The organism is Pseudomonas sp. BP8, assembly GCF_017875955.1.
GTDB lineage: Bacteria > Pseudomonadota > Gammaproteobacteria > Pseudomonadales > Pseudomonadaceae > Aquipseudomonas.
In genome coordinates this window covers 4757935-4784170 of sequence record NZ_JAGINK010000001.1, presented here as the reverse complement: position 1 = coordinate 4784170, position 26236 = coordinate 4757935, and the positions used below count along the sequence as shown (strand labels likewise).

Annotated in this window: 21 protein-coding genes; 11 read left to right on the top strand and 10 right to left on the bottom strand. The window is 62.5% G+C overall.

Going from position 1 to position 26236, the window contains the following annotated elements:
* The first annotated feature begins 23 nt into the window (after nt 1-23).
* The 7 genes from J3B00_RS20980 (at nt 24) to J3B00_RS20950 (ending at nt 5641) form a co-directional block, all read left to right on the top strand.
* On the top strand, nt 24-1049 hold the full coding sequence (locus J3B00_RS20980) for an alpha/beta fold hydrolase (protein ID WP_209871328.1): 1026 nt from the start codon (nt 24-26) through the stop codon (nt 1047-1049).
* Between the two features lie 84 nt (nt 1050-1133).
* Nucleotides 1134-1625 (top strand): ribonuclease E activity regulator RraA, encoded by a 492-nt coding sequence (gene rraA / locus J3B00_RS20975; protein WP_209871325.1) that lies wholly within the window; start codon nt 1134-1136, stop codon nt 1623-1625.
* A gap of 27 nt (nt 1626-1652) precedes the next feature.
* A complete protein-coding gene (locus J3B00_RS20970; protein WP_209871320.1) occupies nt 1653-2648 on the top strand; it encodes a zinc transporter ZntB in 996 nt (331 codons plus the stop codon).
* An 89-nt stretch (nt 2649-2737) separates the two neighbouring features.
* Complete coding sequence (locus tag J3B00_RS20965) at nt 2738-2989, top strand: CrfX protein (RefSeq protein ID WP_119138603.1); 252 nt, start codon at nt 2738-2740, stop codon at nt 2987-2989.
* Nucleotides 2990-2991: 2 nt separating this feature from the next.
* Complete coding sequence (locus J3B00_RS20960; protein WP_209871317.1) at nt 2992-3816, top strand: mechanosensitive ion channel domain-containing protein; 825 nt, start codon at nt 2992-2994, stop codon at nt 3814-3816.
* Between the two features lie 114 nt (nt 3817-3930).
* On the top strand, nt 3931-4497 hold the full coding sequence (sigX, locus tag J3B00_RS20955; RefSeq protein ID WP_101321319.1) for an RNA polymerase sigma factor SigX: 567 nt from the start codon (nt 3931-3933) through the stop codon (nt 4495-4497).
* 109 nt (nt 4498-4606) lie between these two features.
* Nucleotides 4607-5641, top strand: coding sequence for an OmpA family protein (locus J3B00_RS20950; protein ID WP_209871314.1), 1035 nt, complete (start codon nt 4607-4609; stop codon nt 5639-5641).
* A 99-nt stretch (nt 5642-5740) separates the two neighbouring features.
* Here J3B00_RS20950 and cobA read toward each other — a convergent pair whose 3' ends face one another.
* From cobA to J3B00_RS20925, 5 genes are all read right to left on the bottom strand, one after another.
* The gene (gene cobA, locus J3B00_RS20945; RefSeq protein ID WP_209871311.1) at nt 5741-6493 is read right to left on the bottom strand and encodes a uroporphyrinogen-III C-methyltransferase; all 753 of its coding nucleotides are present in this window, start codon (nt 6491-6493) and stop codon (nt 5741-5743) included.
* A gap of 26 nt (nt 6494-6519) precedes the next feature.
* Entirely contained in the window at nt 6520-8190 is a 1671-nt protein-coding gene (locus J3B00_RS20940; protein WP_209871307.1) for a bifunctional protein-serine/threonine kinase/phosphatase, read from the bottom strand.
* Between the two features lie 9 nt (nt 8191-8199).
* Nucleotides 8200-9411 (bottom strand): nitrate/nitrite transporter, encoded by a 1212-nt coding sequence (locus tag J3B00_RS20935; RefSeq protein WP_209871304.1) that lies wholly within the window; start codon nt 9409-9411, stop codon nt 8200-8202.
* Nucleotides 9412-9656: 245 nt separating this feature from the next.
* Complete coding sequence (locus J3B00_RS20930; RefSeq protein WP_209871300.1) at nt 9657-10232, bottom strand: ANTAR domain-containing protein; 576 nt, start codon at nt 10230-10232, stop codon at nt 9657-9659.
* Nucleotides 10233-10242: 10 nt separating this feature from the next.
* Nucleotides 10243-11457, bottom strand: a complete 1215-nt coding sequence (locus J3B00_RS20925) for a CmpA/NrtA family ABC transporter substrate-binding protein (RefSeq protein WP_209871297.1) — start codon at nt 11455-11457, stop codon at nt 10243-10245.
* Nucleotides 11458-11606: 149 nt separating this feature from the next.
* Between J3B00_RS20925 and J3B00_RS20920 the strand changes: the two genes are divergently transcribed.
* Nucleotides 11607-12632 (top strand): quinone-dependent dihydroorotate dehydrogenase, encoded by a 1026-nt coding sequence (locus tag J3B00_RS20920; RefSeq protein WP_209871294.1) that lies wholly within the window; start codon nt 11607-11609, stop codon nt 12630-12632.
* 98 nt (nt 12633-12730) lie between these two features.
* Here the strand turns inward: J3B00_RS20920 and J3B00_RS20915 are convergent, their stop codons facing one another.
* Nucleotides 12731-12946 carry a ribosome modulation factor gene (locus J3B00_RS20915; RefSeq protein WP_079227119.1) on the bottom strand — a complete coding sequence of 72 codons (216 nt, stop codon included), beginning with the start codon at nt 12944-12946 and terminating at the stop codon, nt 12731-12733.
* Between the two features lie 550 nt (nt 12947-13496).
* On the opposite strand from J3B00_RS20915, the gene rlmKL reads away from it, so the two are divergent.
* Entirely contained in the window at nt 13497-15689 is a 2193-nt protein-coding gene (gene rlmKL, locus J3B00_RS20910; protein ID WP_209871291.1) for a bifunctional 23S rRNA (guanine(2069)-N(7))-methyltransferase RlmK/23S rRNA (guanine(2445)-N(2))-methyltransferase RlmL, read from the top strand.
* A gap of 92 nt (nt 15690-15781) precedes the next feature.
* Complete coding sequence (locus tag J3B00_RS20905; RefSeq protein ID WP_209871288.1) at nt 15782-18175, top strand: diguanylate cyclase; 2394 nt, start codon at nt 15782-15784, stop codon at nt 18173-18175.
* Between the two features lie 154 nt (nt 18176-18329).
* On the opposite strand, the gene dacB is transcribed toward J3B00_RS20905, so the two are convergent.
* Nucleotides 18330-19793 carry a D-alanyl-D-alanine carboxypeptidase/D-alanyl-D-alanine-endopeptidase gene (gene dacB, locus J3B00_RS20900; protein WP_209871285.1) on the bottom strand — a complete coding sequence of 488 codons (1464 nt, stop codon included), beginning with the start codon at nt 19791-19793 and terminating at the stop codon, nt 18330-18332.
* Between the two features lie 183 nt (nt 19794-19976).
* On the opposite strand from dacB, the gene J3B00_RS20895 reads away from it, so the two are divergent.
* On the top strand, nt 19977-20321 hold the full coding sequence (locus tag J3B00_RS20895) for a YggL family protein (RefSeq protein ID WP_209871282.1): 345 nt from the start codon (nt 19977-19979) through the stop codon (nt 20319-20321).
* Between the two features lie 52 nt (nt 20322-20373).
* Here the strand turns inward: J3B00_RS20895 and J3B00_RS20890 are convergent, their stop codons facing one another.
* The 3 genes from J3B00_RS20890 to J3B00_RS20880 form a co-directional block, all read right to left on the bottom strand.
* Entirely contained in the window at nt 20374-23964 is a 3591-nt protein-coding gene (locus J3B00_RS20890; protein WP_209871280.1) for a transporter substrate-binding domain-containing protein, read from the bottom strand.
* Nucleotides 23965-23972: 8 nt separating this feature from the next.
* The gene (locus J3B00_RS20885) at nt 23973-24593 is read right to left on the bottom strand and encodes a response regulator transcription factor (protein ID WP_209871278.1); all 621 of its coding nucleotides are present in this window, start codon (nt 24591-24593) and stop codon (nt 23973-23975) included.
* A gap of 278 nt (nt 24594-24871) precedes the next feature.
* A complete protein-coding gene (locus tag J3B00_RS20880; protein ID WP_209871275.1) occupies nt 24872-26203 on the bottom strand; it encodes a deoxyguanosinetriphosphate triphosphohydrolase in 1332 nt (443 codons plus the stop codon).
* Between the last annotated feature and the right edge of the window lie 33 nt (nt 26204-26236).

Here is a 26236-nt window from a genome sequence, read left to right as displayed (position 1 = left end):
ATTCTTCGGGGCGAGTTCCAGCGATGGTTCCCGCCCTTTTTTCGTACAAGTCCTTTATGCAAAGCAGCAGCACACTTTTCCCCGTGGCCTTGCAAAGTGCCGAGCGCCGCGGCGACCTCAGTGAAGACGTCTACCGGATCAAGGCTGGCAACAGCCCGGACCCCAGCGTCGAACTGGCCCTGACCCGCTTGGGTCTGGCCGACCGTGAGCGTGCCCCTGGGGTGCCGGTGATCCTCTTGCACGGCAGCTTTTCCAATCGGCGTTTCTGGTACTCGCCCAAAGGCATTGGCCTGGGGGCGTTTCTCGCCCGCGCCGGCTTTGACGTGTGGATCCCCGAAATGCGCGGCCACGGCCTGTCGCCGCGTAACCGCCATTGGCGGCACAATCGCGTGGGTGACTATGCCCGCTACGACCTGCCGGTGATCGCTGCGTTTGTCCATGAGCAAGCCGGCCAGGCCCCGCACTGGCTGGGCCATTCGCTCGGCGGGACGACCCTGGCTGCCGCTTTGGGCGGTGGCTATCTGCACGCCGAGTGGGTCGCTAGCGCGGCGTTCTTCGGCACCCAGGTCAGTCGCACGTACTGGCCGTTGAAGGTGCCAACGGTAGAGTGGGGGGCGCGTCAGCTACTCAAGCGGTTTGCGCATATTTCCGGTTCGCGGCTCAAGCGCGGGCCAGAGGATGAGCCGATCGGCCTGGCCCTGGAGAGCATGCGCTGGCACGGCCTGTTTGGTCGCTTTGGCGGCAAGGACGGCGACTGGTGGGCGGGCCTCGCCGACATCGATGTGCCAGTGCTGGCAGTGGCCGGTGCCGCCGATTTTCAGGATCCGGTGTGGGCCTGTCGCAAGCTGTTCGATCAGCTTGGCGGTGGCCGCAAGCAATTTTTGCGGCTAGGGCGCGAAGAAGGCTTCGACGCCTTTGGACATGTCGATATGTTGGTCAGCAAGGCTGCCCAGGCGCAGGTCTGGCCGTTGGTAGCAGGCTGGTTGCGTGATCCGCAGGCGCCGATCCAGGGCGCTGTTGCTGTGCCAGAGCCGCTGCCAGCGGTTTGAGCCTTGCCGGATGACTGCGACACCTTCGCCGGTGTAGCCTTGCAGTGAACCCTTGCTTTCGTTGTGCCTGACAGGAGCTTTCTCATGCAGCATTACGTAACGCCCGATCTGTGCGATGCCTACCCCGAGCTGGTCCAGGTGCTGGAACCGCTGTTCAGCAACTTCGGCGGTCGCGATTCGTTCGGTGGTCAGATCGTCACCATCAAATGCTTCGAAGACAATTCGCTGGTCAAGGCCCAGGCCGAGCTCGACGGCAAGGGTAAGGTGCTGGTGGTCGACGGTGGCGGCTCGCTGCGTTGCGCGCTGCTCGGTGACATGATCGCCGAGAAGGCCGCCAAGAATGGCTGGGAAGGCCTGGTGATCTACGGCTGCGTGCGCGACGTGGATGTGTTGGTGCAGACCGACGTCGGCGTGCAGGCCCTGGCCAGCCACCCGCTGAAGACCGAAAAACGCGGTTTGGGCGACCTCAACGTAGCCGTGACGTTTGCCGGGGTGACCTTCCGCCCGGGCGAGTACGTGTACGCCGACAACAATGGCGTGATCGTCTCGCCAAGCCCGCTGAAAATGCCGGAGTGATGCGCCTCGCGCGCTGATGGAGCTTTAATGTTCGAGGAAGACAACGCGCAGTGGGGGCTGGTCCATGCCCTGGTGCTCGATGGTAAAGGTGGCGCGCGTTCTATCGCTCGGACCGAACTGGACGACCTGCAGTTGCAGCCAGAGGAGAGCCTCTGGCTGCATTGGGATCGCAGCCATCCGCAGACGCGCACCTGGTTGTTGCGTGACAGTGGCCTGAGCGAGTTCAGTTGCGACCTGCTCCTGGAAGAGAACACCCGGCCACGCCTGTTGCCCCTGGCCAACGAGCAGATGCTGCTGTTTTTGCGTGGGGTCAACCTCAATCCGGGGGCCGAACCCGAAGACATGGTTTCGGTGCGCATCTTTGCCGAAGCCCAGCGGGTGATCTCGCTGCGCTTGCGGCCGCTGCGTGCCAGTGACGAGATTTTGCAGCTGCTGGACGAAGGCCGGGGGCCCAAATCGGCCTCCGAGCTGCTCCTGCTGATGGGGGAGCTGCTGACCGAGAAGGTTCAGGCGCTGGTCAGTGACTTGTCCGAGCTGGTTGATCTTGAAGAAGAAAAGGTCGAATCCGACGAACGGTATACTCCAGAGCACGACAGCCTGCAGCAGATCCGCCGGCGTGCGGCCGGGCTGCGGCGTTTCCTCGCCCCGCAGCGGGAAATCTACGTGCAACTGACCCGGCACAAATGGAGCTGGTTTGCCGACGCCGACGCCGACTACTGGAACGAGCTGAACAACAGCCTGATCCGTTACCTCGAGGAGCTTGAGCTGACCCGCGAGCGCGCGGCGCTGGTGCTGGAGAGCGAGGATCGGCGCCGTAGCGAGCGGATGAACCGGACCATGTACCGCTTCGGCATCATTACCTGCATCTTCCTGCCGATGAGCTTTGTCACCGGCCTGCTGGGGATCAATGTCGGCGGCATTCCAGGCTCATCCAGCCCCTACGGCTTCCTGTTTGCCAGCCTGCTGGTGCTGGGGCTTGCGGTGGGGCAGTGGTGGTTGTTCCGTCGACTGCGCTGGGTGTGACGCCGTGCATTTAGAAACACTTGCCCCGGCCAGCCGTGTGACCCATCGCCCGGCGCCCTCGTCTTTGACTGACATTGCGCGAGGTGCCTATGCACGATCCGTTTGAACAATCCTTGCGTGACCTGCTCAATGCGTCGCCGTCCGGCCAGGACCGGGACGATGCTGCGTGCCTGGGTCGCGTACTCAAGACCGCCAACCGCCAGGTTGGCGCGGGTGACCTGTTCAGCATGCTTGGCCGTTGGGGCCAGGCGCTGATGATTGCCGTCAACAATGGCTCGGCGCATGTTGCGCCGGTGCGCCGCAACCCTGCCGCTGGCAGCAAAGCTGATAAGGCTGATTGAATATGGAACTCGATCTCTGGACCCAGAGCCTGGTCACGGCCATGACCGCCCTATGGACCAAGGTAGCGAACTTCATCCCCAACCTGTTCGGCGCGCTGGTCGTGGTGCTGCTCGGTTTTGTGGTGGCCAAGCTGCTCGACACACTGCTCTCGAAACTGCTCGCCAAGTTCGGCCTCGACCGCCTGATGGCCGGCACCGGCATGACCAAGATGCTCAGCCGCGCTGGCATTCAGGTGCCGATCTCGACCCTGATCGGCAAGATCGTCTACTGGTTCGTGCTGCTGATCTTCCTGGTTTCGGCGGCCGAGTCGCTGGGCCTTGAGCGGGTTTCGGCAACCCTTGACATGCTTGCCCTGTACCTGCCCAAGGTATTTGGTGCAGCCCTGGTGCTGCTGGCCGGGGTGATGCTGGCGCAACTGGTCAATGGCCTGGTGCGCGGTGCTGCCGAAGGGATCGGCCTGGAGTACGCCGCTGGCGTCGGGCGCATTGCCCAAGGCCTGGTAATCATCATTGCGATCTCGGTGGCCATCAGCCAGCTCGAGGTCAAGACCGACCTGCTCAACCATGTAATCGTCATTGGCTTGATAACCGTTGGTCTGGCAATTGCATTGGCCATGGGGCTTGGAAGTCGGGAAATCGCCGGCCAGATCCTCGCCGGAATCTACGTTCGTGAACTCTATCAGGTCGGCCAGCAGGTGCGGATTGGAGAGGTCGAAGGGCAGATCGAAGAGATCGGCACGGTCAAGACGACCCTGCTGACCGATGATGGCGAACTGGTGTCGCTGTCTAATCGTGAGCTGCTCGAGCAGCGAGTCGATAGCCGCTAACCGCGCAAAAGCTGTTAATGTGTGTCGCCGCGAAAATCGGTCCCTGGGGGGCCGAGTGGCGACTTGACCTGACTGTCGGCCAGATCCGTTTTGAATAAAGTTCATTCGCCGCCCATGCGCTACGACCCCCACGAACTCACCGATGAGGAGTTGGTGGCGCGTTCGCATGAGGAGCTGTTTCACGTTACCCGCGCCTATGAGGAACTCATGCGGCGCTACCAGCGAACCCTGTTCAACGTCTGTGCGCGTTATTTGGGGAACGACCGGGATGCTGATGATGTCTGTCAGGAAGTGATGCTGAAGGTGTTGTACGGGCTGAAGAACTTCGAAGGTAAATCCAAGTTCAAGACCTGGCTGTACAGCATCACTTACAACGAGTGCATTACCCAGTACCGCAAGGAGCGTCGTAAACGAAGGCTGATGGATGCCCTGAGTCTTGACCCTATTGAAGAGGCGTCAGAAGACAAGGCTCCAAAACCTGAGGAGAAGGGCGGCCTGGACAAATGGCTGGTGCATGTGAACCCGATTGATCGGGAGATTCTGGTGCTGCGATTCGTCGCCGAGCTGGAGTTCCAGGAAATCGCGGATATCATGCATATGGGCTTGAGCGCCACGAAAATGCGCTACAAGCGTGCGCTCGATAAGCTTAGAGAGAAATTTGCCGGCGAGGTTGAAACTTAGTCGTCTGCAAATGTCTCTAACCACCGGCGAGTTCTGCTAGACTTGCCGTCGAGTTGTCCCCCGGTTTTAGGTGGGACCGCTTAACTATCACCAGATGGGGATTTAACGGATGAAATTGAAAAACACCTTGGGCTTGGCCATTGGTTCGCTCGTAGCCGCCACCTCGATTGGCGCTATGGCACAAGGCACAGGCGCTGTGGAAGTCGAAGGCTTCTACAAGAAAGAATTCTTCGACAGCCAGCGCGACTTCAAGAACGACGGCAACCTGTTCGGTGGCTCGATCGGTTACTTCCTGACCGACGACGTTGAACTGCGTCTGGGTTACGACGAAGTCCACAACGCTCGTGGCGAAGACGGTAAGAACATCAAGGGCTCGAACACCGCCCTGGACGCTCTGTACCACTTCAACAACCCGTACGATGCAATTCGTCCGTACGTTTCCGCTGGTTTCTCGCACCAGTCCCTGGGCCAGACCGGCCGTGGCGGTCGTAACCACTCCACCTTCGCCAACGTTGGCGCCGGTGCCAAGTGGTACATCACCGACATGTTCTACGCCCGTGCTGGCGTTGAAGCCCAGTACAACATCGACCAAGGCGACACCGAGTGGGCGCCAAGCGTTGGTATCGGCCTGAACTTCGGCGGTAGCCCGAAGCAAGCCGAAGTCGCTCCAGCTCCAGTTGCTGAAGTGTGCTCCGACAGCGACAACGATGGCGTGTGCGACAACGTCGACAAGTGCCCAGACACCCCGGCCAACGTTACCGTTGACGCCGACGGCTGCCCGGCTGTTGCCGAAGTCGTACGTGTTGAGCTGGACGTCAAGTTCGACTTCGACAAGTCGGTCGTCAAGCCTAACAGCTACGGCGACATCAAGAACCTGGCTGACTTCATGAAGCAGTACCCGTCGACCACCACCACCGTGGAAGGTCACACTGACTCCGTCGGTCCAGACGCGTACAACCAGAAGCTGTCCGAGCGTCGTGCTGGCGCTGTCAAGCAAGTCCTGACCCAGCAGTACGGTGTTGAATCCAGCCGTGTTGAATCGGTTGGCTACGGTGAGACCCGTCCGGTTGCTGACAACGCTACCGAAGAAGGTCGCGCTGTAAACCGTCGCGTTGAAGCGCAGGTTGAAGCTCAGGCCAAGTAATTGGTTTGAGATTCATGAAAAACCCGGCTTAGGCCGGGTTTTTCTTTGCCTGCGATTTGTCGTATCAGTGCCGGCCTCATCGCGAGGCAAGCCCCAATTTCAGCCCGCCACCCTCATCAACGTCTCTTCAAGCATCCCAGCCGCAGCACGTCCAGCCACCTCGCCAATCACCAGCACGGCAGGGCTGCGCAGACCAAACGCCGCTGCGTCCCGGCCCATCCACTGCAGTTGGCTGCGGCACTCCCGCTGGCTCGGCAGCGACGCATTTTCGATCATCGCCACCGGGGTATGCTCGGCCATCCCGCCAGCCAGCAAGCCCTGGCGAATATCCTCTAGCCGCGCCACGCCCATATACACCACCAATGTCGTCCCGCCCTGAGCCAAGCCTGCCCAGTTCAGCTCGCTGTCATCCTGGGTATGCGCTGTCACCAGCGTCACGCCGCGGCTAACCCCGCGCAAGGTCAGCGGTATGCCGCACTGGGTAGCGCCCGCCAGCCCTGCGGTGATGCCATTGACCAACTCCACCTCGACGCCATGCCCCTGCAACCACAGCGCTTCCTCACCGCCGCGGCCAAAGATGCACGGGTCGCCACCCTTGAGCCGAACCACGCAACGCCCTTGCCGTGCGTGGCGCAACATCAAGCGCTGGATGAACGCCTGCGGCGTCGAGCGACAGCCGCCGCGCTTGCCCACCGCAATTACCCGCGCACCCGGACAGTGTTCGAGGACCGCCGGATTGACCAGGTCATCGATCATCACTACCTGGGCCTCGCGCAAGGCACGCACGGCCTTGAGCGTGAGCAGTTCGGGATCGCCAGGGCCGGCACCCACCAGCCAGACTTTTGCACTCATACGGTATTCCTCATCAGCGGCGCCGCTCAGCCCTTGAACAGGGCGTACAGCACTATCAGGTTGACTATCAAGGAGAGCAGGGCCAGGGTCCGCCAGACCTTTACAGGCTCGCGCTCCAGCAGTGGCCGAGGACGGCCAGCAGGCTCTTGGCGCTCGCCACGTTCAAGCAGCAGCAACCACTGCTCGGCGGTTTCGAAACGCTGAGCAGGGTTGGCCGCCACGGCCTGTTCGAGATTGTGTTGCAGCCACTCCGGCAGGTCGGGGCGGTAGCGCGCAGGGCTTACCGGGGCGGCGAAGCGCGGTCGCTGGAACGCTTCGATTTCGCCGTAGGGGTAGTGCCCGGTCAGCAGGTAATACAACGTCACCCCGGCGGCGTAGAGGTCCTGGCGTGGGCTGGGTGACAGCCCTTCGAAGGCCTCCGGGGCGATGAACGAGGGTGTGCCGGGCAACTCATGCGCGGCGTCTTCGCAAAGCCCCGGGCAATAGGCCAGGCCGAAGTCCAGCAAGCGCAGCTGGCCGTCGTCACCCAGGTGCAGGTTGTCGGGCTTGATATCGCGGTGCAGCAGGTTGCGCCGATGCAGCACACCGACTGCCTGGAGCAGCTGCCGAGCGATCTCCAGCCACTGCGCCAGTGGCAGCGGGCCGTGCTCTGCAAAAATCTGGGCAAGCGTGCGCCCGGGGTACTCTCGCATCAGGTAATACAAGTGCTGGCGGTGACTGGCCGGATGCACCTCGGGGAAGTGCCTGCCAGCGACTCGGCGCAGGAACCATTCTTCCTGGAGCAGCCGTTGCGTGGCGCCGGGTTCGCTCACGTGCGCGGCAGGCAGGGTCTTCAGCAGCCAGGGTTGGGCCTGAGCATCATGCACGCGATACAGCAGTGACTGGCGGGTGTGCGATAGCTGGGCGCTGACCTGCCAGCCATCGATCCGCTGGCCTGGGCGCAGCGCACCTGGCACCGGCCATTGCTGCAGTTGCGCCAGGGTGTCACCGAGATTGGCCGGGCCGAGCTGGTCGACGCGCACCAACAGGGCGCTGGCGTTGTCCTGGCTGCCACAGTGATGGGCGCTGGCCACCAGGGTGTCGGCGGCGACCTGCAGGTCGCAGTGTTCGCGAAGTATCGACAGGATGCCTTGTTCACCGAGGCTGGCCCAGACGCCGTCGCTGAGCAACAGGAACGACTCGCCGGCGAGCAGTTCACCCTCCAGGTAATCGACCAGCAGGTGCTGGTCGAGCCCCAGCGCTCGCTTGAGCACATGCTGCATGCCGGGCTGGTCCCACACGTGGTCTTCGCTCAGGCACTGCAAGCGGCCGTCGTGCCAGCGATAGGCACGACAGTCGCCGACATGCGCGAGGGTGAAGCGCCGCCCGCGCATCACCAACGCGCTTAGGGTGGTCAGCAGGGGCTGGCCACTGCCTTGGGCGCGTAGCCAGCGGTTCTGCGCCAGCAACAGGCGATCCAGCGCCTGGGCCACGGCCCAGGTTGCCGGCGTGGCGTAGTAGTCCAGCGCCAGTGCCTGCAGGCTCGCCCGTGCTGCCAGGCCGCCGTCGGCGCACTGGCTGACGCCATCGGCCAGGGCGAACAGATAGCCCTTGCTGGCGGCCAGCTCCGGCGCAGGCGTGACCAGGCGCATGGCGTCCTGGTTTTCGCTGCGCGGGCCGGTGGCGGTCGCTTCGGCAAAGCTCAGTTGCAGGCTCATCAGGTGCCCTCAGACCCGCGCTGCGGTAACCGCAGCCGAGCCCCAGGTGGTGCGCCAGCGCTGCTTGACGCCATGCAGGCCGAACCAGGCCAGCAGGCCCAGGCTGGCGAACAGCCACAAGCCCAGTTGATAGTCGCCGCTGTGTTGCTTGATCATGCCCAGCCCGGCGGCAAGGAGGAAACCCCCGATCCCGCCGGCCATGCCGATGAGCCCGGTCATCACGCCGATCTCCTGACGGAAGCGCTGTGGCACCAGCTGGAACACCGCGCCGTTGCCAGCGCCCAGGCCGAGCATGGCGCTGACGAACAGGGCCAGCGCCGCGGCGGCACTGGGCAGGTTGAAGCCGACGGCGGCAATGCACACCGCTGCCACGCTGTACATGCCCAGCAGGGTGCGGATGCCGCCGAAGCGGTCGGCCAGGGCACCGCCGAGCGGGCGCATCATGCTGCCGCCAAATACGCAGGCAGCGGTGTAGTAACCGGCGGTGACCGGGCTCAGGCCATACTGGTCGCTGAAGTAGCCGGGCAGGGCGCTGGCCAGGCCGATGAAGCCGCCGAAGGTCACGCTGTAGAAGAACATGAACCACCAGCTGTCGCGGTCGCCGAGTGCCTTGAAGTAGTCGGCCATGGCTTTCGGTTTGGGTCGCTGGGGTGCATTGCGCGCCAGCAGCGCAAACACCACCAGGGTCAGCAGCAGCGGGATCAGGGCGAAGCCGAACACGTTGTTCCAGCCATAAGCCGCTGCCAGGGCTGGGGCCAGCAGTGCGGCAAACACAGTGCCGGAGTTGCCGGCGCCAGCGATACCCATCGCCTTGCCTTGATGCTGGGGTGGGTACCACTGCGAGGCCAAGGGTAGCGACACGGCAAAGGAGGCCCCGGCGAAACCGAGGAACACGCCGAGCAGCAGTGCCTGTTCATAGCTGTGCACGCCCAGGTACCAGGCGCAGGCCAAGGCGCCGATCACCACCACCTGGCCCATCAGGCCGGCGGTCTTTGGCGACAGGCGATCGACCAGCATGCCCATGCCGAACCGCAGCAGCGCGCCGGCCAGGATCGGCGTCGCCACCATCAGGCCGCGCTCTTGTGGGCTCAGTTGCAGGTCGGCGGCGATCTGCACCGCCATGGGGCCAAGCAGGTACCAGACCATGAAGCTCAGGTCGAAATAGAGAAACGCGGCGAACAGGGTGGGCACATGCCCGGACTTCCAGAAACTGGTACTCATCGAACACCTCGCGCGGCTTGCAGCGGTAGTCATGCCCTGTCTGTGCAGGGCCGGAACGAAAAAGACGCCGCTACCCGATCCACGTGTGTGGAGGGGGAGCGACGTCTTTGTCGGTAAGTGGGGCAACCGCCGTTGGCTACCTGTGGGATTTACTGAGCAAGAGCCGGGCCAATATGTTCGGCCGAGTGTTTATGTTGATACGGCGGGCCTCTTCGCGGGGCAAGCCCGCGAAGAGGCCCGCTGCATCACCCCAGCATTTCGTGCATGGCGATGATCTGCTCGGCAACCTGCACCAGCTTCTGCTGTTTGCTCATGGCCTGACGGCGCATCAGGGTGTAGGCCTGCTCTTCGTTGCAGTCTTTCATCTTCATCAGCAAGCCCTTGGCCTGCTCGATGCGCTTGCGTTCGGCCAGTTGCAGGTCGCGCGCGAGCAGCTGCGCCTTGAGCGCCTGGTCGCTTTCGAAGCGGGCCATGGCGACGTCGAGAATCGGCTGCAAGCGGGTGGTCTGGATGCCTTCGACGATGTAGGCGCTGACCCCGGCCTGGATTGCCTGGCGCATCACGTCCGGGTCGTGTTCATCGGTAAACAGCACGATCGGCCGCGGCCGGTCGCGGCTGACCAGCACCACTTGCTCCATCACATCCCGGCCCGGTGACTCGGTATCGATCAGGACCACGTCAGGGCGCACCGTTTCGACGCAGGCGGGGAGGTCGATGGTCAGTCCGCCGGCCTCGATCACTTCAAAGCCGGCCTCGATCAGTGCGGCCTTGAGACGGCCAACTTTTTTCTCGGTGTCGTCGATCAGCAGGATACGCAGCATGGTTGTCCCCTCACAGACCGATACGGGCGCCTGGCGCCTCAGCCATGGCGTGCAGGCGGAAACTGCGGGCGTAGCCATGGGGATCGCTGCCATCCCAGCGGATGCCGTCGATCAGTTGGCTGCTACGCATGGGCGGGTCTGCGCACGGCACGCCGAGCGCTGCGGCAGCGTCGCGATAAAGGGCCAGCTGCTGGACCTGGCGGGCAACCTCGAGGTAGTCAGGGTCTTCGCGCAGCAGGCCCCAGCGGCGGAACTGGGTCATGAACCACATGCCGTCGGAAAGATAGGGCAAGTTGCTGCGGCCCTCGTCGAACACGCGCAGGGCGTGAGGGTCTTGCCAGTGGTTGCCGAGCCCGTCGTGATAGTCGCCCAGCAGCCGCGGTTCGATGTTGTTCAGGGACGTGTCCAGGTACGCCTGGCCGCTGAGCAGTTGGGCGGTGCTGCGGCGATTTTCCGGGCTCTGTTCGATAAAGCGGCTGGCGGCGAGAATCGCCTTGATCAGGGCGCGGGCGCTGTTGGGGTACTGTTCGGCAAAGGCGCGGGCGCAGCCGAGGACTTTCTCCGGGTGGTCTGGCCAGATCGACTGGCTGGTGGCCAGGGTGAAGCCTTGGCCCTGGGCTACGGCATCGGCCGACCAGGGTTCGCCGACGCAGAAGCCGTCGATACGTCCGGCCTGAAGGTGCGCAACCATCTGCGCGGGTGGCACCACCACGCTGTTGACGTCGTGCAACGGGTGGATGCCCTGGCTGGCCAGCCAGTAATACAGCCACATGGCATGCGTGCCGGTGGGAAAGGTCTGGGCAAAGGTCAGGCGTGAGCCTTTTTGGTGCACCAGTTTGGCCAGTGCTTCAGGGTTGGTCACGCCCTTGCGTTGCAGTGCCGGGGACAGGTTGATGGCCTGGGCGTTCTGGTTCAGGCCCATCAGCACCGCCATGTTGCTGGCCACCCCGCCACCAATGCCCAGGTGCACCGCGTAGATCAGGCCATACAGGCAATGGGCGGCATCCAGCTCGCCGCTGACCAGTTTGTCGCGCAGGCCCGACCAGGACGCCTGGCGCTTGAGGTTGAGGGTCAGGCCTTGTTGCTGGGCGAAGCCTTGGGTGGCCGCGACCACAATTGATGCGCAATCGGTCAGGGCCATGAAACCGATGTTCAGGCTGGGCTTTTCCGGTGCGTCACTGCCGTTGACCCAGGCCAGGGGTGTTGCGCAGGTGGGGGTATTCACGACTGTATTCACCAATCCTCGCCCGTACTGAACAGGCTCTGTGCCTCGAACGAAGCAAGCCATATGCCAGAGACGCTGCAAAGGCCTGTCGCGGCAGCGACGCGCTGGCTATAATCGCACCCTCACTCACCCCCGAGTCTTGCCCGCCCATGTATAACCTGGCCCGCCAGCTGCTGTTCAAGCTTTCTCCGGAAACCTCCCACGACCTGTCCCTCGACCTGATTGGCGCCGGTGGCCGGCTGGGGCTCAATGGCCTGCTGTGCAAACAGCCGTCGGCGTCGCCGGTGACGGTCATGGGCTTGAACTTCGCCAATCCGGTCGGTCTGGCCGCTGGCCTGGACAAGAACGGCGCTGCGATCGACGGTTTTGCCCAGTTGGGTTTCGGCTTCGTCGAGATCGGCACGGTGACGCCGCGCCCGCAGCCGGGCAATCCCAAGCCAAGGCTGTTCCGCCTGCCGGAGGCCACGGCGATCATCAACCGCATGGGCTTCAACAACCTGGGCGTTGATCATCTGCTGGCGCGGGTGCGCGCTTCGCGCTTCGAGGGCGTGCTGGGGATCAATATCGGCAAGAACTTCGATACCCCGGTCGAGCGTGCGGTCGACGACTACCTGATCGGCCTGGAAAAGGTCTACAACGACGCCAGCTACATCACCGTCAACGTCAGCTCGCCAAACACCCCGGGCCTGCGCTCGCTGCAGTTTGGCGACTCGCTCAAGCAATTGCTCGATGCCCTCGCGGTGCGCCGCGAACAACTGGCTGTCGAGCATGGCAAGCGTATTCCGCTGGCGATCAAGATCGCCCCGGACATGACTGATGAAGAAACCGTCCTGGTTGCTGCGGCGTTGCTGGAGTCCGGGATGGATGCGGTAATCGCGACCAACACCACGTTGTCGCGTGAGGGTGTCGAGGGGCTGGCGTTTGGCGGTGAAGCGGGTGGCCTGTCAGGTGCGCCGGTACTGGAAAAAAGCACCCACACGGTGAAGGTACTGGCGGGCGAACTGGCCGGCCGGATGCCGATCATCGCCGCGGGCGGGATCACCGAAGGCCGTCATGCCGCCGAGAAGATCGCCGCCGGGGCCAGCCTGGTGCAGATCTACTCGGGCTTCATCTACAAGGGCCCGGCGCTGATTCGTGAGGCGGTAGACGCCATCGCGGCCATGCCTCGGCGGTAATCGCCGGGCATAAAAAAGGGCCCCTTGAAGGGGCCCCTGGGCCGTAGCCCGCCGCCCGGATGGGGCGTGCATGGTGACTCGGAATTCAGTGTCCTCGTTCAGCCAACGGCGTGATTTTCGTTGAGTCTATGGATGCCAGCAGTGCCGGTCATGCCGTCCCAGTTATCTCCGCGGCCTTCCCGCCAGCCGTTAATCCAGGCTTGGCGAACAGAGGGAAGAGTGAAGGGGCAAAGTTCGCGAGATTTGCCGGTGACCCCGTACTGGTAGCCACGTGAATATGCTCTTTCCAACGGATCACGCTTAAGTCTTCTCATAGGGTGTTGCCCTCACTTGTTGACTGTAATGTCCCGTCGGCCTCGTGGAGGCCGGGCAGAATCTTTCTGCCGGTTTGCGCTCGCTGCCGGCGTGGCGAGCTAGAAGTGTCGTCCCGTTGCGAAACGACCTGAGGTCAGTTCTAACGAATGCAGGTCACAGTGGGAATGATCGATTTGTCATAAGGACGTAACCTTTCCAAAGGTGAAGTGATAAGTAAATAAATGCGACTCAACTCGGTTTGGGCTTTAGCCCGCTATTATCAGGGTTTAGTCGCGATTGACGTCAAAAGGCCAGCGTTGTGGCCAGATGACAGAAATAATTGGTAATGCGACGAAGGGTCATACGCGAGCGTGACTCGCACGAAATTTTCACACTGCCAGACGATCCAAGCTTCTTTGCCTCCCGGCGAGGGCTACTCTGTCGGGCGGCCTGGCCCTTGCGATACGCGCGAGGCCACCCGAGCGCCTGTGAAAAGGGCGCTCGGGCAAACATCGGCGGGACGATGCGTCGACCCGTCACTCAAATAGCCAAAAAGGCACTGGATTACTCATGTCGGACCGTTTCGAACTTTATCTCACCTGCCCCAAGGGCCTCGAAGGCCTGCTTGCCGAAGAGGCCCGTGGCCTCGGCCTTGAGGAGGTGCGTGAGCACACCTCGGCCATTCGTGGCGAGGCCGACATGGAAACCGCCTATCGCCTGTGCCTGTGGTCGCGTCTGGGCAACCGCGTGCTGCTGGTGCTCAAGCGTTTCTCGATGAAAAACGCCGATGACCTGTACGACGGCGTCAATGCCGTTGAGTGGCAGGATCACCTGACCGCCGACGGCACTCTGGCGGTGGAATTCAGCGGCCATGGTTCAGGCATCGACAACACGCACTTTGGTGCCTTGAAGGTCAAGGACGCCATTGTCGACAAGCTGCGCGACCGCGAGGGCCTGCGCCCTTCGGTAGACAAGCTCAACCCTGACCTGCGCGTGCACCTGCGCCTGGATCGCGGTGAGGCAATCCTGTCTCTTGACCTTTCTGGCCACAGCCTGCACCAGCGCGGTTACCGCTTGCAGCAGGGTGCTGCGCCGTTGAAGGAAAACCTGGCAGCGGCGGTGCTGATCCGTTCCGGTTGGCCGCGTATCGCCGCCGAGGGTGGCGCGCTGGCTGACCCGATGTGCGGTGTCGGTACTTTCCTGGTCGAGGCGGCAATGATCGCCGCCGATATCGCCCCTAACCTCAAGCGCGAGCGCTGGGGTTTCAGCGCCTGGCTCGGTCACGTGCCGGCGTTGTGGCGCAAAGTGCACGACGAGGCTGCTGCTCGCGCCGAAGTGGGCTTGGCCAAGCCACCGCTGTGGATTCGTGGTTACGAGGCCGACCCACGGCTGATCCAGCCGGGCCGCAATAACGTCGAGCGTGCGGGTCTGAGCGACTGGATCAAGATCTACCAGGGCGAAGTCGGCAGCTTCGAGCCGCGCCCTGACCAGAACCAGAAAGGCCTGGTCATCAGCAACCCGCCGTACGGCGAGCGTCTGGGCGATGAAGCCAGCTTGCTCTACCTCTACCAGAACCTCGGCGAACGCCTGCGCCAGGCGTGCCTGGGCTGGGAAGCGGCGGTGTTTACCGGTGCGCCGGAACTGGGCAAGCGCATGGGCATCCGTAGCCACAAGCAGTACGCCTTCTGGAACGGCGCGCTGCCGTGCAAACTGCTCCTGTTCAAGGTCCAGCCGGATCAGTTTGTCACTGGTGAGCGCCGTCCTGCCGACGCGCAAGAAAGCGACAGCCCGCGTCAATTGCCGGCGGCCAGCGAGCCGGCGCGCCTCTCGGAAGGTGCGCAGATGTTTGCCAATCGCCTGCAGAAGAACCTCAAGCAGTTGGGTAAATGGGCCCGCCGCGAACAGGTCGACTGCTACCGCCTGTATGACGCCGACATGCCCGAGTACGCCTTGGCGGTCGATCTCTACCAGGATTGGGTCCACGTCCAGGAATACGCCGCGCCGCGCTCGATCGACCCCGACAAAGCCCAAGGGCGTCTGCTCGACGCACTGGCGGCAATCCCGCTGGCCTTGAATATTGATCCGCAGCGCGTGGTTCTCAAGCGTCGTGAGCGCCAGAGCGGCACTCGCCAGTATGAGCGCCAGGCAACCGAAGGGCGCTTCCAGGAAGTGCAGGAAGGCGGCGTCAAGTTGCTGGTCAACCTCACCGACTACCTGGATACCGGTCTGTTCCTCGACCACCGGCCGATGCGCATGCGCATCCAGCGCGAGGCTGCTGGCAAGCGTTTCCTCAACCTGTTCTGCTACACCGCCACGGCTACCGTGCATGCAGCCAAGGGCGGCGCACGCGACACCACCAGCGTCGACCTGTCCAAGACCTACCTGGACTGGGCGCGGCGCAACTTGTCGCTAAACGGCTACTCCGATCGCCACCGCCTGGAGCAGGGTGATGTGATGGCCTGGCTGGAGAACTGCCGCGAGAGCTACGACCTGATCTTTATCGATCCGCCGACGTTCTCCAACTCCAAGCGCATGGAAGGTGTGTTTGACGTGCAACGCGACCACGTGCAACTGCTCGACCTGGCGTTGGCCCGTCTGGCCCCGGGTGGGGTGTTGTACTTCTCTAACAACTTCCGCAAGTTCCAGCTCGACGAGAGCGTGAGCGCGCGTTACGCAGTAGAGGAAATCAGCGCGCAAACGGTCGACCCGGACTTTGCCCGTAACAGCAAGATTCATCGGGCATGGCGTCTGCAGCTGCGATAAAGCGACGAGCTACGTTGCGTCCCTGATGGCCAATAGCTATAACTGCTTAAGGCCAGATAACTCGCAGGACGCTGACGTGATGAGAATGCTCTATGTCGAAGTATGGCGTGCGTGCGAAGGTAGTTGGCCTGTGCAGCGAGGCCCTGTCGGCTTGGGCGGTGGCGCTGGTGGCTTTGGTTGCCGGCGGCCTGCTCACCGTAGCGCTGGTGATCGCCGCGCAGTCCTTCTACAAGCAGCAGTTGCGCCAGCGCTTCGAGCTGCTGGCCAATGAGCGCCACAGTCGCATCGCCGAACGTTTCGATGACCAGGAGCAGCGCCTGGATGGGTTGCGGCGGTTTTTCAGCTACTCCAGCGAAATCACTGCGCGTGAGTTCGATGGCTATGTAAAACCGCTGCTGCAGCGCACTCAGGCGTATTCCTGGGCACCGCGGGTCGCTGCGGCGCAGCGCGACGACTTCGAGCGCCAGGCCAGCGCCACGCTGGGCCAGCCTTTCCAGATTTGTGATCAGGACGCGCAAGGTGTCCTGCAGCCAGCAGCGGCGCGCGACTATTACTACCCGGTACTCTTTACTCAGGCCGCCAGCCTTGAGCGGCAGCCCTATGGCCTGGACATAGTCGGCCAGGCGCAGCGTGCCATGACCCTCGCTCGGGCCTCCTCGCCGGGGAGCATGGCGGTGTCTGCGCCGCTGGACCTGCTCAATGTCGAGCCGGCCTATGCGCGCGGCCTGCTGATGGTTGCGCCGTTATTTGCCACGGGGGAGCCACGCAGCACACCCAGTGGGTATGTGATGGCCCTGCTGAGCATGCGTCAGTTGGTTGCCGAGGGCCTGCCCGTGGCGCTCGACGACAACCTGGTGGTGCGTATCTTCGATGCGTCGGGGGGCGATGGTCAGGAGGTAGTCTACGACTCGCAGAATCAGGTCGCGCAGATACCGATGGTCAGTAATCACCTGCTGCACCTGGCCGACCATCAGTACCAGCTGGCGATCCGCCCCAGTCAGGCGTTTCTGGCAGCCAACCGCTCCTCGGCCGCGATTGGCCTGGCCTGGCTCGGTGGGCTGTTGAGTGTGCTGCTCAGCACCTTGCTCTACAGCCTGTTCAGCCAGCGTCAGCGCGCCTTGACCCTGGTCGAACAGCGCACCGCCGAATTGCGCGTCAGTGAACAGTCGCTGCGCGACACCCATAATCAGCTGCGCAGCGTGCTCGATGCTGCCACCCAGGTGGCGATCATCGCCACCAGTCTCAGAGGCGTGATCAGCACGTTCAACGCGGGCGCCGAGCGCATGCTGGGTTACTCCGCCAGCGAGGCGATCGGCTGCCGGGACCTGGCCGACATGGTCGAGGCCGACGAATTGAGGCAGCGCGCGCATGCCCTGAGCGTGCGCTACGGACGCGAGATCAGCGGCGGCCAGGCAATGTTTGCCGAGACGGTTCAGGAGGCGGGCAGTGGGCCTGGCGAGTGGACCTTGGTGCGCAAGGACGGCAGCCATCTGCTTGCCAACATGCTCGTCACTGCCGTGCTCGACGAGCAGGGATTATGGGTTGGCTACCTGGCGATCTGCATCGACGTGACCGAGCGGCGCAGGGTGCACGAAGCGCTGGCGGCGCGTGACCGTTTGCTCGAGAAACTCAGCGCCGAGGTGCCGGGGGGTATCTATCAGTACCGTCTGGATGCAGATGGACGGTCGTGTTTCCCCTATGCCAGCCAGGGACTGTACGACATCTATGAGGTCGATCTGCAGCTGTTGCGCGAGGATGCCACGCGGGTGTTCGAGCGCATTCATCCCGATGACCTGGAGCGGGTGCGGCGCTCGGTGCGCTACTCGGCTGAGCATCTCTCACCGTGGCGCGAAGAGTATCGGGTGATCTTGCCGCAGGCGGGGTTGCGCTGGGTGCGTGGTGAGGCCACGCCGGAAATCGGCGAGGACGGCTGCACCCTGTGGCACGGTTACCTGACGGACGTTTCTGACCCGAAACGGGTCGAGGAAGAGCTGCGTACCTTGTCGATCACCGATGTACTGACCGGGATCCACAATCGGCGTTATTTCCAGGAGCGGCTGAAGAGCGAGCTCGACCGGGCGCAGCGCGATGGCCTGGATCTGGCGGTGATCATGCTCGACCTCGATCATTTCAAACGGATCAACGATGAGTACGGGCATGCGGTGGGGGATCACGTGCTGCGCAGCCTCTGTCAGCACATCGGCCATCGGTTGCGCCGTACCGACGTGTTTTGCCGGCTTGGCGGGGAGGAGTTCATGGTGCTGTGTCCAGGCAGTGATGTTGAGCAGGCGCGCACGCTGGCGCTGGAGCTGTGGCAGGGCGTGCGTAGCTTGAACATCGATGGCGTGGGCAGGGTGACGGCAAGTTTCGGCGTGGCCGGGTGGCGGTCGGGGGAGGGTGCTGATTCGTTGCTGTTGCGAGCGGATGCAGGGGTGTATGCAGCCAAGCAGGCGGGGCGTGATCGGGTTGAGGTGGAGGTGCCTTGAGCGGGAGCCAAAGCGTCTTGCATAGGCAGTGCCGGCCTCTTCCGCGGGTCAAGCCCGCTCCATCGATTACATGTTCAGCGCCAAGCTTTCAACCGGCGCTGAACCTGTAGGAGCGGGCTTGACCCGCGAAGAGGCCCGCAAGTGCACCCGTAGATCAGCGCCCGGAAGCCGCCGTCCCGTTGTTCACCTTTGGCTGCCGATACAGCTCCAGCAACACCTGATCCAGCACCTGCGAGGCGCCCCAAGGCTTCGGATCATTGAGAATCGCTGCCACCGCCCAGGTATGCCCATTACTGTCGCGGCTGAACCCGGCAATTGCCCGCACGGTGTTCAGCGTGCCGGTCTTGATATGCGCTTCACCGGTCATCGCGGTGCGCTTGAGTCGCTTGCGCATGGTCCCGTCCATCCCCACCAACGGCATCGAGCTGATGAATTCGGCGGAGTAGGGGCTCTTCCAGGCTGCCTGCAACAGGGCCGCCATCTCGCGCGTGCTGACCCGTTCGGCGCGTGACAGGCCCGAGCCGTTCTCCATGACCAGATGCGGCGCGGTAATGCCCTTCTTCGCCATCCACTGCCGCACCACCCGTTGTGCGGCACGGGCATCATCGCCATCGGCGTCGGTCCGGAACTGCGCACCGAGGCTGAGGAACAGCTGCTGGGCCATGGTGTTGTTGCTGTACTTGTTGATGTCGCGGATCACTTCAACCAGGTCGGGCGAGAACGCCCGGGCCAGCAGGCGGGCACTCTTGGGCACGTTCTCGATGCGGTCACGGCCCTGGATGCTGCCACCCAGCTCGTTCCAGATCGCCCGCACGGCGCCGGCAGCGTAGGCCGGGTGATCGAGCAGGGCGAGGTAGGTCTGCGAGTTGCAGCCTTCACCCAGCTGGCCACTGACCACCACGCTGACGCCATCCGGTTGCACCTGCGGGTTGTAGCGGACTTCGCCGGTGCACTGTTTGGAAGCCACGGCCTTGACCTGATTGTTGATGCGGATACTGGCAATCGGCGGTTCGACCGCAACCGTGACGTTGCCGCCATCGTTGCGGGCGACAAAGCGCAAGGCTTTCAGATTGACCAGCAACGAATCCGGCTTGACCAGGAACGGCTTGTTGGTATCGCCGCCGTCATCGTCGAAGTGCGGCAGGTTGGGCTGGACGAAATGGCTGCGATCAAGCACCAGGTCGCCAGTGACCGTGCGCACGCCGTTGGCGCGCAGGTCGCGCATCAGCAGCCAGAGTTTTTCCATGTTCAGCTTGGGGTCGCCGCCGCCCTTGAGGTACAGGTTGCCGTTGAGCACACCGTTGCTCAGGGTGCCGTCGGTGTAGAACTCGGTCTTCCATTGGAAGGTCGGGCCGAGCAGCTCAAGTGCGGCGTAGGTGGTAACCAGCTTCATGGTAGAGGCCGGGTTGACCGAGACATCGGCGTTGAACACCGTCGCCGTGCCTGGGCCGTCGAGGGGCAACATCACCAGGGACAGGGCGGAGTCCTGCAGCTTGTTGCTCTTCAGCGCCTGTTGCACCTTCGGTGGCAGGCTGGTGTTGACGGCAGCCGCTTGGCTGGGCATGGCGACCGGCAGCATCAGGCCGGCGAAAATCAGTGGGCGGAGCGCTTTGATCATAGTGCTGAAACCCTGCGGACGAGGGGAAAGACAACGGGGCTGTAAAAGATGGTGGCCCCAGATGAAATACAGTGCGCATTATGCCCCAAGCGTGCCATTTTTGGGCCCCGTTCGACACAAATGCGCCGCTTGGGCGCGGAAACTGGTAAAGTGCCGCCGGTAATTTCTCAAGAGGATTGTTTCATGGCTACCAACCGTTCCCGCCGTCTGCGCAAGAAACTCTGCGTGGATGAATTCCAGGAGCTGGGTTTCGAACTGAACCTGGGGTTCAAGGAAGACCTGTCTGATGAAGCCATCGATGCCTTCCTCGACGCATTCCTGGAAGAAGCCATGGATGCCAACGGCCTGGACTATGTCGGCGGTGATGATTTCGGTCTGGTCTGCCTGGCCAACCGTGGCTCGGTCAGCGAAGAGCAGCGCGCTGCTGTTGAAGCCTGGCTCAAAGGCCGCGACGAGCTGACCAAGATCGAAGTCAGCCCTCTGCTGGATGCCTGGTATCCGGAAAAGCCGATCAACTCGGCTTCCTGATCCCATCTGAGCGGGTACGTCCAGTACACCGCTCTGCCAAGGCCCTGTACAGTCAGCCCAGTTGACTGGCCAGGGCCTTTTCAATTCTGCGCATCTGCCGCGCCAGTACCTGCCGCCGCAGCTTTAGCTGCGCCAGTGGCAACCCTTGCACTGCCAATGCCTCGCACGCCGCCATCAACTCCCGGGCATCCAGCATCCGTGCCGCGCTGAGGATCTTGTGTGCCTGCTCGCCGATGACCTGCGGGGCATGCCCAGGGTCGATGGCCATCAACGCAGCAAAGTCGTCCTTCAGGCTCTGATGCAGGGTGGTGAGAAAAAGCCGGTGTGCCTCAGGCACGTCGCCGAGCACCGAGGTCAAACCTTCAAGGTTGAAGCCTGGATGCTGCGTGTTGCGCTGCGGGACTACCTGGGCCAAGTGCTGGCTCAGGGTTGGCAGGCTGATGGGTTTGAGCAGGCAATCATCCATCCCCGCATCCAGGCATTTCTGCTGGACTTCGGGTTGGGCATTGGCGGTGTATCCCAGGATGATGCAGCGTGGACGCCCGCTGACCCGCTCTGCGCGACGCACCGCTTCGGTGAGCTGATATCCGTTCATGTTCGGCATGTTGCAATCCAGCATCAGCACATCGAAGTGTTGTTCGCGCCAACGTGCCAACGCCTCGCGACCATCGCACGCACTGCTGTGACGCAACCCCAGAAAGCTCAGTTGCTGTGCCATCAGCATCAGGTTTGCCGGATGATCGTCGATCACCAGCACGTTCAGCTGCTTGTCGGGTACTTCCACATCGCGGATCACTGGCTTGGGCTCAGCTGGCGCGGCGATCCGCTGCAGGGGCATCTGCAGGCGCACCTGGGTGCCGACCCCCTGCAGGCTCTTCAGGCCAAGGCTGGCCCCCATCATGTCGCACAGGCTGCGGCTGATCGCCAGACCCAGTCCGGTGCCTGCGCGTGCGCCTTCGCTCTGCGGGTTGGCCTGGACGAAAGGGTTGAACAGTTGCTGCAGTTCACGCTCGGCGATGCCGATGCCGCTGTCACGCACTTCCAGGTCGAGCTTCGGCTCGGCCGACGGTGCAGCATGGGTGACAGCGACGCAAATGCGCACCTGGCCGTGCTCGGTAAACTTGATGGCGTTGCTGAGCAGATTGCACAGCACCTGCTTGAACCGTAACGGGTCAAGCAAGACGTGGCAGCGGGCGGCGGGGGCAATCACCAGTTCCAGGCTCAGGCCCTTGGCCCGGGCCTGGCCCTCGAACACCCGTGCCACCGACTCGATCAGGCCAGCCAGCTCCACCGGCTCAGGTACCAGGCTCAGATGCCCGGACTCGATGCGCACGATGTCGAGGATGTCGCCGATCAGGCCGAGCAGGTCATTGGCGGACTGGTAGGCAACTTGCAGGGCGGGTTTGTCCAGGCGTCCTTGCTCGGCATGCCTGACCGCGAGTTCGAGCATGCCGATCACCGCGTTCATCGGTGTGCGGATTTCATGGCTGATGGTCGCCAGGAAGGTACTTTTCGCGCGATTGGCCTCGTCGGCCTGCTGCTTGGCCAGGCGTAGCTCCTGGACCAGCTTGCGGCGATCGCTGATATCGATCCAGCCGCCGATGATCCCTTGTACTTCACCGAGCGAATCGCGGTAGGGCAAGACCCAGTGGTAGATGGTCAACTCCTGGTTGTTGATGCGTAGCTGGCGATCACGGATCAGGGGTACCCCTCCCTCCATGACCTGTTGGTAATCGGTGTGTATGTGGCAGCTCAACCCGCACTCGCCACACAGGCTTTCCGCCAGGCGCTTGCCTATGACGTCTTCCGGCTGCGCCTGCATCGCCTCGAGGTAGCTGTCGTTGCAGCTCTGCAGTCGCCCGTCACGGTCACGTACGAAAATTGGGTGAGGCGTGCCGTTGAGCAGGGCGCGCATGAACTCCAATTGGTCATTCAGGGCCTTCTCGGCGCGTTGGCGCTGTTTGATCTGACCGCGCAAGCGGGCATTCCAGCCGAGCACCAGCAGCAGGAGCACGCCGCCGCCCAGGGTTATCTGCAGGAGACGTTGGCGTAGTTTGCTCCAGTAGACCTCCTCTTGCGTGCCATGCCCGCGCCAGCGGTTGTTGATCACGCCCAGTTCTTCAGGGGAAACGCTGAGCAACGCCTTGTCGAGAATGCTTGCGGGTACCTGCGCTTGCCAGGCGGTGGCCATCGCAAAGCTGGCCGGCTCGCCGTCTACCGTGCTGCGGATGACCAGGTCGGTACCGTTGGCCAGTGCGTGGTTGGCATCGATCAGGGTAGTCACCGCAGCATCAACTGCGCCGCTGGCCAGCAGCGCCAGGGAGAAATACGGGCTTTCGGTTTCGATGGCCATAACCTTGGGGTAACGCTGGGCGAGCATCTGCGCGGTTGGGCTGTCGCGCGTGACGGCCACGCGCTTGCCGTGCAACCGCTCGAACGAGACCGCCTGATCAGCGCCGCGCCGGGTAACCAGAACCAGCGAACTTTCGAGGTACGGACGGGTAATGCGCAGTGCGCCGTCAAGCGGTTCTTGCGGGGTAATGGCTGCGATGGCGTCGGCGCTGCCATCCTCCAGGCGGGCAAGCATGTCGCTGATACTGCCTGCGCGCTGGATATCGAAGCGCAGTCCGGTGCGCAGCCGCAGCAGCTCCAGCAGGTCGGCGGTAATCCCGCGAAACTGCCCATCGGTATCAAAGTAGGACATCGGTGCGGCAGTTTCGTTGACCACTACACGCAGCACCGGATGGTCGCGCAGCCATTGCTCCTCAGCGGTTGAAAGCTGCAGCTTGCGCTCGCTGAGGAGAATTTCGCTGCCTGGACTCCAGCGTTTGAGAATGTTGGCATGCACGGCGTGGGTCTGGCTGTGCAGTGCGGTGTCGACCAGTGCCTTGAGGATGAGGTCGTCCTGGCGCATGGCAAAGCTGAAACCCACGTCCTTGTGCTTGCTGAAATTGGCCATGCGCAGGCGTGGCAAGTGGCCTTGCTTGAGCTGGTAGTAAGTGGAAATGGTGTCGCCGATGAACACATCGGCCTGGCCAAAGGCGACGGCGTTGAGTGCCTGGGTTGAAGAGCCAAAGGTCAGCAGGACCGATTTCGGATAAGCTTCCTGAACGTCCTTGGGCGGCAGGTAGTGATTGAGCATGCTCAGGCGCAAGCCGTCGAGGCCTTGCTCCAACGAACGGTTATCGTCCTCGCGAGTGACCAGCACCGGCTGGTCGACCGCATAAGGCTGAGAAAGCACCAACCCGCCGACTGCGGCTTCATAACCATTGGCGCTGCCCAGCAAGTCGATTCGTCCTGACTTGAGTGCCTCGACGGCGGTGTCGCGGCTGGCGAAGCGCACAACGCGGACCGGCACCTCCAGCGCCTTGCCGATCACGGCGGCATATTCGGCGCTGATGCCCTGGTAGTCCCGGCCACCGCTGCTGATGTCGAACGGGGCATTGTCGGGAAAGGACGTACCCAGGATCAGCGCCTGCTTGCCCTCGAGCCATTCGTGCTGGTCGGCTGTGAGCATTGGACGGACCGGCGCCACTGTCAACCGAGCGAGGACATTGAGCGAGGTGACATCAGTGGTTACGGCTAGCGCCTGACCGTTGAACAGGGTCAAGGCGTACAGCAGGCAGGCCATGTACCGCCTCATGTGCTACCTCAGACCAGCGCGTTGCGTTTGGCAATGTCGATCAAGTCGACCAAGGTGCCGACCTGAAGTTTTTGCATGAGCCGTTTCTTGTAGGTGCTGACTGTCTTGTTACTGAGGAACATGCCCTTGGCGATTTCCTTGTTGCTTCTTCCTTGGGCGAAAAGTTGCAGCACCATCAGTTCGCGGTCATTGACCAGGCGGAATAAATGTATCTCGCTATTGGTGTTGTCCGGGTCACTTTGCAGGGCCTGGCTGGGGAAATAATTGTAGCCAGCAAGTACCGCCTTGATGGCGCTGATCAGCTCGCTCAAATCCTCTTGTTTGCACACATAGCCCGAGGCGCCGGAATGCATGCAGCGCACTGCAAACAATTCGGGTGACTGCGCGGTAAGCACCAGCACCTTTGCTGGGAACGCCATGCTCTGAAATCGCGAAAGGACCTCGAGACCGTCTAGCTTGGGGATCGCAATGTCAAGGATGACCAGGTCTGGGCGAGTGTCGCGAATCATCTGCATGGCATCGACGCCGTTGTCCGATTCGCCAACAATCCGGTAACTCTGGTTTTCCAATAACATACGCACAGCCAATCGTATTACGGGATGGTCGTCGACAATGAATACGGAATGCATGGTTAATTTTCCCACTGAGGCCGGTGTCTTAAACAGTGCGCACCTTAACTCAGATGGGCGGCATGGGGCAGGCGAGAAGAGCTCTGGAGTGGGATATGGGAAATGGACTACAGTAAAGGACTACCTTTCTACACATATTTAATCATGATGTTTAATGTCAATGCGTGACCGGTAACTTTATATGAGCGGATATTTGTAAATGTAGAGTGGAAAGGGGAGAAGTAGGCAAATTCCTACAATACAGCCCGCCCTTGATGAGCGGGGTGTACCGGGTTGGATTAACGCGGGCTGGAGCGACCGGTCATTTCACTGGCCATCTCACTGGCATAGCTGTCGGTCATGCCGGCAATGAAGTCGATCATGCGCAGGAAGGCGTTATGCAAGGAGCCTTGCGGGTCTGGGGCATGATTGCCAATCAGGTCGAGCACTCGCCGGCTCTTGAACGAGGGCGTGCGCCCACCGTGCTGTTCCAGGGCTGCGCCACAGAAGGCGTTGAGGAGGATTTCCAGGGTGGTGTAGGCGCCGATCTCATGCAGGGTCTTGCGCTTGTCCTGGAAGATCTTCTTGCGCGCCATGTCCTTGGCCTGCAGTACGCAGCGTTTGGCCGGGCCATGCATGTGCTCGACCAGATCGCCTGGCAGTTGACCGCTGAGCAGGGCCTGCTGTTGCTCGACGAAGGCTACCGCGGCAGCGTTGGTCAGGTGTTCGATGGCCTTGCCGCGCAGGATCGCCAGCTTGCGCCGACGCGAGTCGCCCGCGCCAAGCTGGCGGTAGGTTTCGGGCAGGTCGTCGCCAACCAGGTCGAGCAGCAGCATCTCGACTTCGGCGTAGTCCAGCAGCTCCATCTCCAGGCCGTCTTCGAGGTCGATCAGCGCGTAGCAGATGTCGTCCGCTGCCTCCATCAGGTACACCAGCGGATGGCGTGCCCAGCGTTGCTCTTCGAGCAGCGGCATGCCGAGCTTGCCGGCAATCTGCTCCATCAGGGCCAGTTCGCTCTGGTAGCAGCCGAACTTGTGCTTCTTGTAGCCGAGGGCGTCCGCATGGCGGGAGCTCCAGGGGTACTTGAGGTAGGTGCCGAGGGTCGCGTAGGTGAGCCGGGTACCGCCGTCGAACTGGTGATATTCCAGTTGGGTCAGGACGCGAAAGCCTTGGGCATTGCCTTCGAAATTGAGGAAGTCGGCCCGTTCTGCGTCGCTCATGTCATCCAGCCAGCCGCGCCCAGCGGCCTGCTGGAACCACGAGCGAATGGCGTCTTCGCCGGAGTGGCCAAACGGTGGGTTGCCGATGTCGTGAGCCAGGCAGGCTGACTGGACGATCATGCCCAGGTCGCTGGGGTCGCACCAGTCCGGCAGGCTCTCGCGCAAGGTTTCACCCACGCGCATGCCGAGTGAACGGCCGACGCAACTGACTTCCAGCGAGTGGGTGAGGCGGGTATGAATGTGGTCGTTGCTCGATACCGGGTGCACCTGGGTCTTGCGTCCCAGGCGGCGGAAGGCGCCGGAGAAGATGATCCGGTCGTGGTCCTTGTGGAAGGGGCTGCGGCCCATTTCTTCAGGGCTGTAGAGGGCTTTGCCCAGGCGTTCGCGGGTCAGCAGGGTGTGCCAGTCCAAGGCGCTTCTCCGGTCGGATGATCGTCATAGCTT

Coding starts and splice junctions, on each gene's coding strand:
- J3B00_RS20980 (WP_209871328.1), top strand. CDS start 24: ATGGTTCCCGCCCTTTTTTCGTACAAGTCCTTTATGCAAAGCAGCAGC.
- rraA (WP_209871325.1), top strand. CDS start 1,134: ATGCAGCATTACGTAACGCCCGATCTGTGCGATGCCTACCCCGAGCTG.
- J3B00_RS20970 (WP_209871320.1), top strand. CDS start 1,653: ATGTTCGAGGAAGACAACGCGCAGTGGGGGCTGGTCCATGCCCTGGTG.
- J3B00_RS20965 (WP_119138603.1), top strand. CDS start 2,738: ATGCACGATCCGTTTGAACAATCCTTGCGTGACCTGCTCAATGCGTCG.
- J3B00_RS20960 (WP_209871317.1), top strand. CDS start 2,992: ATGGAACTCGATCTCTGGACCCAGAGCCTGGTCACGGCCATGACCGCC.
- sigX (WP_101321319.1), top strand. CDS start 3,931: ATGCGCTACGACCCCCACGAACTCACCGATGAGGAGTTGGTGGCGCGT.
- J3B00_RS20950 (WP_209871314.1), top strand. CDS start 4,607: ATGAAATTGAAAAACACCTTGGGCTTGGCCATTGGTTCGCTCGTAGCC.
- cobA (WP_209871311.1), bottom strand. CDS start 6,493: ATGAGTGCAAAAGTCTGGCTGGTGGGTGCCGGCCCTGGCGATCCCGAA.
- J3B00_RS20940 (WP_209871307.1), bottom strand. CDS start 8,190: ATGAGCCTGCAACTGAGCTTTGCCGAAGCGACCGCCACCGGCCCGCGC.
- J3B00_RS20935 (WP_209871304.1), bottom strand. CDS start 9,411: ATGAGTACCAGTTTCTGGAAGTCCGGGCATGTGCCCACCCTGTTCGCC.
- J3B00_RS20930 (WP_209871300.1), bottom strand. CDS start 10,232: ATGCTGCGTATCCTGCTGATCGACGACACCGAGAAAAAAGTTGGCCGT.
- J3B00_RS20920 (WP_209871294.1), top strand. CDS start 11,607: ATGTATAACCTGGCCCGCCAGCTGCTGTTCAAGCTTTCTCCGGAAACC.
- J3B00_RS20915 (WP_079227119.1), bottom strand. CDS start 12,946: ATGAGAAGACTTAAGCGTGATCCGTTGGAAAGAGCATATTCACGTGGC.
- rlmKL (WP_209871291.1), top strand. CDS start 13,497: ATGTCGGACCGTTTCGAACTTTATCTCACCTGCCCCAAGGGCCTCGAA.
- J3B00_RS20905 (WP_209871288.1), top strand. CDS start 15,782: ATGTCGAAGTATGGCGTGCGTGCGAAGGTAGTTGGCCTGTGCAGCGAG.
- dacB (WP_209871285.1), bottom strand. CDS start 19,793: ATGATCAAAGCGCTCCGCCCACTGATTTTCGCCGGCCTGATGCTGCCG.
- J3B00_RS20895 (WP_209871282.1), top strand. CDS start 19,977: ATGGCTACCAACCGTTCCCGCCGTCTGCGCAAGAAACTCTGCGTGGAT.
- J3B00_RS20890 (WP_209871280.1), bottom strand. CDS start 23,964: ATGAGGCGGTACATGGCCTGCCTGCTGTACGCCTTGACCCTGTTCAAC.
- J3B00_RS20885 (WP_209871278.1), bottom strand. CDS start 24,593: ATGCATTCCGTATTCATTGTCGACGACCATCCCGTAATACGATTGGCT.